We start from the raw sequence: 7,679 nt of genomic DNA, 5'->3' as shown, positions 1-7,679 counted from the left end.
GTCGCCTTGGTGAGCCGTTACCTCACCAACTAGCTAATGCGCCGCGGGCCCATCTGTAAGTGATAGCCGAAACCATCTTTCAATAAAGAACCAGGAGGTTCCTTATATTATCCGGTATTAGCTCAGGTTTCCCGAAGTTATCCCAGTCTTACAGGCAGGTTGCCCACGTGTTACTCACCCTTCCGCCCCTGACCTTTCCACAGCAAGCTTTTAAAAGTTCCGCTCGACTTGCATGTATTAGGCACTCCGCCAGCGTTCGTCCTTATCCAGGATCAAACTCGCCAATAAAGGGTCTGAGCTTTTGCTCGATATTTGCTAGCTTGTGTTACTTAAAATCATTTTTTCGTGTTCCGTAGAACTGACGTTATGACGCTGTTGTTTTGTTTAGTTTTCAAAGATCATTTTCATCAATCCGTCGCCCAGAAGCGACTTTATTAATATAACATGTTTCGTTGTTGTAAGTCAACATGTTTTTTTAATTTCTTTTTCTCGTTGTCGCGTTTAAGCTTTTCTCTTGCGGCGACGAATAATAATATACCATGTAACGACAAACATCGTCAATACATGTTTTAAACTTTTTTAAAATAATTTTTAAAAAGATAAGAAAAGCAAAAGCTCCTAAGGAAATCCACCCCATTAGGAGCCTTAAACGTAACCTCTTTTGTTATTATTTCTCTGGCACGACTTGATAAAGGCGGTGAAAAACACCATTACCTTTAGTCTGTTTCTTCTCCACTTCCAGAAAACCTTTTTCCACTAAATATTCTACCAGTACACTGAGATCTACAGAATACTTCTGGAGTTTAGGATGATGCAGCATTTCATTATAGGACCAAGCTTCTTCCTTCTCCATTAAGACTTCGATTAGATGTTTAGCTCCGGTTCTTGTTCTGGAATAGATCATGAACTCATTTGCAAGGAAGAGTAATTCCAGTCTTTTATCGATTGGTTCATCTCCTTGAATGAGTTCTTCATATAATTTGTAGATTTCTGGTTCGATTTTCTTCACCTGATTCCAAACGGTGATTTCTGGATGGAAACCGTGATCGATAACTGCCAACCTTGCCAAGTGGTGAAGGGAGTGGACGATATGGTTATATGCATCAATATAATTCTTGGAATCAAAGAAATCTTTACCTTCTAGGTATCTTCTTATTAGTTTAGCAAATTCTAAACCAATTTTTAGTTTACGGTCTTCGAGTGGAAAATCGAGGAGTTTACCTCTTAGGGCATAGATAAACTCATTTCGGTCAAAGAGTACTTTCCCATTGATAATCCAATCAATGACTCTTCGGTTCGTTCCAAGCGTTATCCATTCTTCTAATTGCTGTTCGCTTGCGATGTAAAGCGCGGCTTTCTTTTGAAGCAATTCATAGTGTTTGACGTATAAGGATTCATCCAGTTCTTTTACTACCATAAAGAGAATAACATCAAATTTATCTGTATTTGGGCTAACGGGGTTTTTCTTTTCTATCATTAATATTCCTTGCGTGTTTGATTGACTTGCGCGTTCTTGATAGATAGGACGAAGTAAATCTTCCATCTTAAGACCTCCATCTTTAAAGGGTTCTCCCTATTATTCGACACTTTCTTTTAAAAACCTTTTTATCATTTTTAATCCAGAACATTCGGTCAACTTGTAATTTCAACATGTCTGTGACTGTAACTCCATTTTCGGACAAAATGTGCTATTATATTGTTTTAGGAGGTAGTGTTCATGGCTCGTAAATATTCTAGTAAGATTAATAAAATAAGAACCTTTGCACTAAGTCTTGTCTTTATCGGTTTCTTCGTTATGTATATAGGAATATTCTTTCAAGGAAACATGTTGGTCATGACTTTGTTTATGTTATTGGGGCTTTTATGTATCGTTGGTTCCACAGTTGTTTATTTCTGGATCGGCATGTTATCTACAAAGGCTATACAGGTAGTTTGCCCGAACTGCGGGAAGCATACTAAAGTTCTTGGGCGTGTTGATATGTGTATGTACTGTAATGAACCGTTAACGATGGATCCTTCCCTCGAAGGAAAAGAATTTAATGAAGATTATAACTCAAAAAAGAAAGCTGATAGGAGCTAAGTCCTATCAGCTTTTTTATGGGGTGTTTTCCCCGTGCGTGCAAGAGGTCAATGAGCGCCTTTGTCACATTCTGGGCAGACACCGTAAATTTCCATGCGATGGCGAGAAATTTTGAATCCAGTAACATGGGCAGCCAACGCTTCCACTTCATCAAGACCTGGATAATGGAAATCGACAATCTTGCCGCATTCGTCACAGATCACATGGTAATGGTCGGTAGTCACGTAGTCAAAACGACTGGAGTTGTCTCCGTAGGTCAATTCTTTCACAAGACCCACTTCACGGAAAACTCTCAGATTGTTGTAAACGGTCGCGACACTCATGTTTGGAAACTTTCCTTCAAGTGCTTTGTATATATCGTCAGCTGTCGGATGAGACATAGATTGAATAAGATACTCTAAAATCGCATGACGCTGTGGAGTTATGCGAACTCCAGTTTGTTTTAGCGTTTCAAGCGCTTCTTTTAATTGTTCGTTTGCCACAGTCATGCACCTCGCTTTTCATAAAGATTATTACTTTATAATATTTATAATTAGTGTACCGTGATATTGATATTTTTGTCAATGTTATTACTTATATCTATATGAAGTTATCCTCATTTTAAACCTCTGGCTTTAGAATTGGTTCTTCTTTCTTTAATTGACTGTTCACATAGCGTGCAACGACAAATAAATAGTCAGAAAGACGGTTTAAATAGGCAAGTACATTCGGAGATAGTTCCTCACTCAGTCCTACAGCAGATCTTTCCGCTCTTCTTACGATTGTTCGTGCACTATGCAAAGCCGCTCCAGCTTTCGACCCGCCAGGTAATACGAAATTCGTTAACGGAGGAAGTGTTGCATCAAGTTCGTCCATTTCGTCCTCGAGACTTTTCACATGCTTTTCTGTCAGCTTCCATTTCACTTCTTTTCCTGCAGGTGTGGCAAGTTCTGCTCCGACGTGAAAAAGGATTGTCTGGATGTTGGAAAATGATTTGATTAATGTTTCTTTACGGTTGAAGTCCTCGTCGTCTAGATAAGCAATTGCAAGGCCGATCATGGAATTTGCTTCATCGCATGTTCCATATGCTTCTACACGCACATGATTTTTATCCACTCTTTGACCGTACACTAATGAAGTTTGTCCTTTATCGCCTGTTTTTGTATAAATTTTCATTTACTCCCATCCCTTACTCTACATTTTTTAGCTACTACTTTCCTTATAGCAAAAAAACACCTGCAAGTCCATTATGGACAAGCAGGTGTTTTCCATTCATTATCCAACATAATCGATTGGTGCGTTCGGTCCGATTGGCAAGCCTGTAAGGATCCAAACGATAAGCATGATTACCCATACGATAGAGAAGAACACAGAGTATGGAATCATCGTAGAGATTAATGTACCGATCCCCACCTTTTTGTCATACTTTTGAGCAAACGCGATGACGATTGCAAAGTACGGCATCAATGGTGAGATGACGTTTGTAGTGGAATCTGCAACACGGTATGCCAATTGCGTAAGCTCAGGGGAGTACCCTAGACCCATCATCATTGGAACAAATACCGGAGCCATGATTGCCCATTTAGCAGAAGCACTTCCGATAAATAGATTGATGAAACCAGCAACAATCATAAAGACAAGAATTAAAAGAATGCTCATAAAACGATTTTCGCTATCAAAACCGATTCCTTGGATGAGTTCTGCACCATTTACTGCAAGAACAAGTCCAAGATTTGTTTCATTAAAGTAAGCAACGAACTGACCAGCAACAAAAGCAAGGACGATATATGCACCCATCGTTGCCATTGTGTCGGACATTTGGTTTGCTACGTCTTTATCATTTTTTATAGATTTTGTAATCATTCCATATACAAGTCCCGGAATGAAGAACATTATTAGAATTACTGGTACAAGTGTATGGAAGAATGGCGCTTCTAGGAATGAGCCATCTCCACGCAGTGGTCCCCAAGAAGGTACAACTAGCAAAGCCATTACTGCAATGGTTGCAATAAATGCAAACAACGCAGCCCATAAACCTTTTTTCTCTTCAGGTTTTAAGTAATCAACGTCCCCTTTGTACGCACCTTTGTATTCACCAAGGCGAGGTTCAACAATTTTATCCGTTACAAACGTACCAACAATAGTTAGAACAAAAACTGACGCAAACATGAAGTAGAAGTTCATCATGTAGTTCATTCCTGCAGCATATTCTGGGTCTACTGTTGCTGCCGCTTCTTGTGTTAAAGACCCTAATAACGGATCAAGAGATGTTAAAAGCAAGTTTGCACTGAACCCTGCAGATACACCAGCGAACGCTGCTGCAAGTCCTGCCAGGGGATGCCTTCCCAGTCCTGCGAAAAGCACTGCACCAAGCGGTGTTAATACAACATATCCAGCATCTGCCGCCATAGATGACATAATTCCTCCGAATACTAGAGAAGCTGTCATTAGCTGTTTTGGCACAGATGTTACCAAGCCACGGAGACCGGCACTGATAAGTCCTGATCTTTCCGCAATACCGATACCAATCATTGTTACAAGCACTGTTCCAAGTGGAGCAAAGCCTGTAAAGTTTTTAACGGCACTTTCAAAGATGTAAGCAATTCCTTCTGAACTCATTAAGTTCTTAACAGTAAGAACTTCTCCTTCATTTAAAGGATCGTCAACTTGTACACCCATGCTGGAAAAGATTCCAGAAGCGATAATTACCAATAACGCGAAAATCGCGAATAACGTTACCGGATGTGGCAACTTATTACCAACACGCTCAATGCTATCAAGAGCACGCATAACAAAGCCGCGTTTCTTTTGCGTTGCTTCCATTATAAAATCCCCTTTCTCAATCTATTAAATTTTCAAAAAATAAGAAGAAAAAAATCCTTTACCAGTATAATAAAAAACACTCTAGGATGGAAGTGTTCTGGGAATACACGAAAAATAACCAATTTTTGAAATAATATTAATACTATGTATCCTTTATTAAGTTAACGTACTTGTCCACTATGTATCTTTCTTTACTTTACCCATAATATATAAATTCATATCATAAAAAAGGAGTGCAAGCTTTATGCTCACACTCTAATCACGTCAACTTTTGAGGAGGTATGCCCTACACTATAAAATACTCTGGCAGGGACCTTTTGTAGTTAGACGTTTGCCTCAATTATTTTAAAAAAGGCTTTTCCTCTTAAAGATTTTCTTTAATAAAGCTTAAAGCCTCCTCCACGTGGCCCTTCACTTTTACTTTTCTCCACTCTTTTACTAGTTCGCCTTCTTTACTAATGATGAATGTGGAACGTTCAATACCCATATACTCTTTGCCGAAATTTTTCTTCAGCTTCCACACCTCGTAAAGTTCTGCTACTTCATGATTCTCGTCTACTAAAAGCATAAACGGCAACCCGTGCTTTTCAATAAATTTTTCGTGCCTTGATTGAGGATCAGGACTTACCCCAAGAATCACTGTGTCCAGATTGGAGAAATCTTCATGCATATCCCGGAAATCACATGCCTGAGTGGTACATCCAGGGGTCATATCTTTTGGATAGAAATATAGTACGACATTTTTGCCATGAAAACTTGAAAGAGTCACCGTCTCGCCTGTATTAGATAGCAACGAAAAATCAGGTGCCTTTTTGCCAACTTTTATTGTCATTTTAAAACTCCTCCTTGAACTAAAAACTGTTTCTTTAAGCCTATCGAAAGCATGAAGAATTATCAAGAAATGCACTACCATACATATACTTTCACAAATGAACTAAACTAATGATTATTGAAACGAATGGAGGAAGGTATATGAAGAAAGAAGTATTACACGAAGGAGCAGTAACAGAGCATGAGAAAAAAATCAGCGTCAACCAGAAGTCCATAGAGACTCCCTTGAACGCTGACGCCAACTGTCCGGAACCAATTTCAGAGATGTCAAACCGCTTTCTAAATGAAGGGAATTAACAAAAATCATCTCTCACGCCCGTCCATATGCAGGACCACTCGTACTACAAAGGCTGCAGGCATGACAAAACCTATCAATGCTTCTGTCATGGCAATAGCCCTGCCAATACCGATTGGGGTAATATCTCCATACCCAACCGTCAAAATGGTAATGGCACTAAAATAGACAGAACGAAAGAAAATGGAAAAGAAGCTTCCATTTATCAACTCGCCTCTTTCCAACAGAACGGGGTGTCCTTCAATATGGAGAACGGTGTATAACAGGCCAAATGAAAGCAGAAGTGTGGAGTATATCAACAGTAACAGAAGGAGTGTTTCTTTTGAAACATAGGGTATGCTTCTGCTTTCTGAAGAAAACACATGTGAAAAGCTTATGAAAATAGCGATGAATATGAAGATGACGATAAATAAATAAAGCATCCTACTCCTCCAATGCGCGGACATGCCATTAGTACAATATACGCAAAGGAAGAACAGGTATGCTTTTTGTTTTTATAAAGTTTGACCCTACCTATTAACGAGTGGATTGGAGCGGAAGGCACTCGACTCCGGCGGGAGGTAGCAGTAGGTTAAGGCTCCGCAACGAAGGAGGTCACTGAAAAACTGAAACATCATGTAATTAGTAATTTCTAGCTGTGGATTGGAGCAAAAGGCGAAGACTCCTGAGGGAGATAGCGGTAGCTTGAGACCCTGCAGCAAAGCGAGGAGGCTCAAGCACCGCCCCTAGGAAAGCGAAGTCATTTGCGGAAATCCACAGCGGTGTTTAAGAAAAAGATAAAGTCATGTACTCTTTCAGTGACCTCCAACGCAGCGAGGAGGCTATAGCACCGCCCCGCGGAAAGCGAGTGCCTGCAGCGCAAAGGAACGGTTAAACTTGTAAGCTTTAATTGCCCGCACCTCTATATTTGGTGACTCCAACATTCCAGACGAATACGGCGAGAATAAAAAAAGCCAATCCGATAAACGGAGTCATAAACGCGTATCCATACCACTCGGACCTGCCAAGGAAATATGCAGACGGGTAGACCCCCACAAAAGCAAAAGGTAGAATCCAAGTCAAAACAAATCGAATGACACTGTTGTAGATATCAACTGGGTATCTACCGTAATTCCCGATATTGTACATCATCGGCATGATGGATGTTCTTGCATCTGACCAGAAACCGATACTTGCAAGCAAGACGAATATACCAGCATACACAAGCGCTCCGCCAAGCACAAAAATAATTAATAGTAGATAATCGTACCAGGCAAAAGTGAGATCTAGCAGGCTTCCTGCATAGACCATGATGGCCGCACCTGTTACCACACCAAATAAAGATTCCAGTTCCATCCGCTCGAGCACCACTTGAAACAGACTGTGAATCGGCCTAGTCAGGATGCGGTCCATCTCTCCTTTTACAATATACCGTTCGTTAAAATCCCAAATATTAAAAAACGCGGAAAACAGCGCAAACGGCACCAAAAAGAACCCATAAATGAAAATGATTTCTTCCCTGCTCCAACCGCTCAAAAATTGAGTATGGCCAAAGACAACCAGGATAAACACCAGGTTCACGGCCTGAAACAACAAGTCGGAGAGGATTTCCACGACCAGGTCAGCACGGTATTGGAAACGTGTTTTTATATACTGGCCAATGTATTGAAAAAACATCGAAACATAAAACAT

General features: G+C 40.2%; 9 protein-coding genes and 1 rRNA gene. 2 read left to right on the top strand and 8 right to left on the bottom strand.

Going from position 1 to position 7,679, the window contains the following annotated elements; all coding sequences use genetic code 11:
• Together HF078_RS03140 and HF078_RS03135 are read right to left on the bottom strand one after the other, a co-directional pair.
• A 16S ribosomal RNA gene (locus tag HF078_RS03140) occupies positions 1-288 on the bottom strand; the annotation flags it as partial.
• Positions 289-667: 379 nt separating this feature from the next.
• A complete protein-coding gene (locus HF078_RS03135; protein ID WP_169289792.1) occupies positions 668-1,543 on the bottom strand; it encodes a nucleotidyltransferase-like protein in 876 nt (291 codons plus the stop codon).
• A gap of 174 nt (positions 1,544-1,717) precedes the next feature.
• Here HF078_RS03135 and HF078_RS03130 point away from each other — a divergent pair, with 174 nt between their 5' ends.
• Entirely contained in the window at positions 1,718-2,080 is a 363-nt protein-coding gene (locus HF078_RS03130) for a YgzB family protein (protein WP_169289791.1), read from the top strand.
• 47 nt (positions 2,081-2,127) lie between these two features.
• On the opposite strand, the gene perR is transcribed toward HF078_RS03130, so the two are convergent.
• The 4 genes from perR to bcp form a co-directional block, all read right to left on the bottom strand.
• A complete protein-coding gene (perR, locus tag HF078_RS03125; RefSeq protein ID WP_169289790.1) occupies positions 2,128-2,562 on the bottom strand; it encodes a peroxide-responsive transcriptional repressor PerR in 435 nt (144 codons plus the stop codon).
• A gap of 118 nt (positions 2,563-2,680) precedes the next feature.
• Positions 2,681-3,235, bottom strand: a complete 555-nt coding sequence (locus tag HF078_RS03120) for a cob(I)yrinic acid a,c-diamide adenosyltransferase (protein ID WP_169289789.1) — start codon at positions 3,233-3,235, stop codon at positions 2,681-2,683.
• Between the two features lie 99 nt (positions 3,236-3,334).
• Positions 3,335-4,882, bottom strand: coding sequence for an AbgT family transporter (locus HF078_RS03115; RefSeq protein WP_169289788.1), 1,548 nt, complete (start codon positions 4,880-4,882; stop codon positions 3,335-3,337).
• 364 nt (positions 4,883-5,246) lie between these two features.
• A complete protein-coding gene (gene bcp / locus HF078_RS03110) occupies positions 5,247-5,714 on the bottom strand; it encodes a thioredoxin-dependent thiol peroxidase (RefSeq protein WP_169289787.1) in 468 nt (155 codons plus the stop codon).
• Positions 5,715-5,854: 140 nt separating this feature from the next.
• On the opposite strand from bcp, the gene HF078_RS03105 reads away from it, so the two are divergent.
• Entirely contained in the window at positions 5,855-6,010 is a 156-nt protein-coding gene (locus HF078_RS03105) for a hypothetical protein (RefSeq protein ID WP_169289786.1), read from the top strand.
• A gap of 6 nt (positions 6,011-6,016) precedes the next feature.
• Here the strand turns inward: HF078_RS03105 and HF078_RS03100 are convergent, their stop codons facing one another.
• Complete coding sequence (locus tag HF078_RS03100) at positions 6,017-6,430, bottom strand: potassium channel family protein (protein ID WP_169289785.1); 414 nt, start codon at positions 6,428-6,430, stop codon at positions 6,017-6,019.
• Between the two features lie 463 nt (positions 6,431-6,893).
• Positions 6,894-7,679 (bottom strand): ABC transporter permease, encoded by a 786-nt coding sequence (locus tag HF078_RS03095; RefSeq protein WP_169289784.1) that lies wholly within the window; start codon positions 7,677-7,679, stop codon positions 6,894-6,896.

The sequence above is a fragment of the Bacillus sp. RO2 genome, from assembly GCF_012911845.1.
GTDB lineage: Bacteria > Bacillota > Bacilli > Bacillales > Bacillaceae_I > Sutcliffiella_A.
The sequence above is the reverse complement of the archived record's forward strand: the minus strand, read 5'-3'. Positions and strand labels throughout refer to the sequence as shown.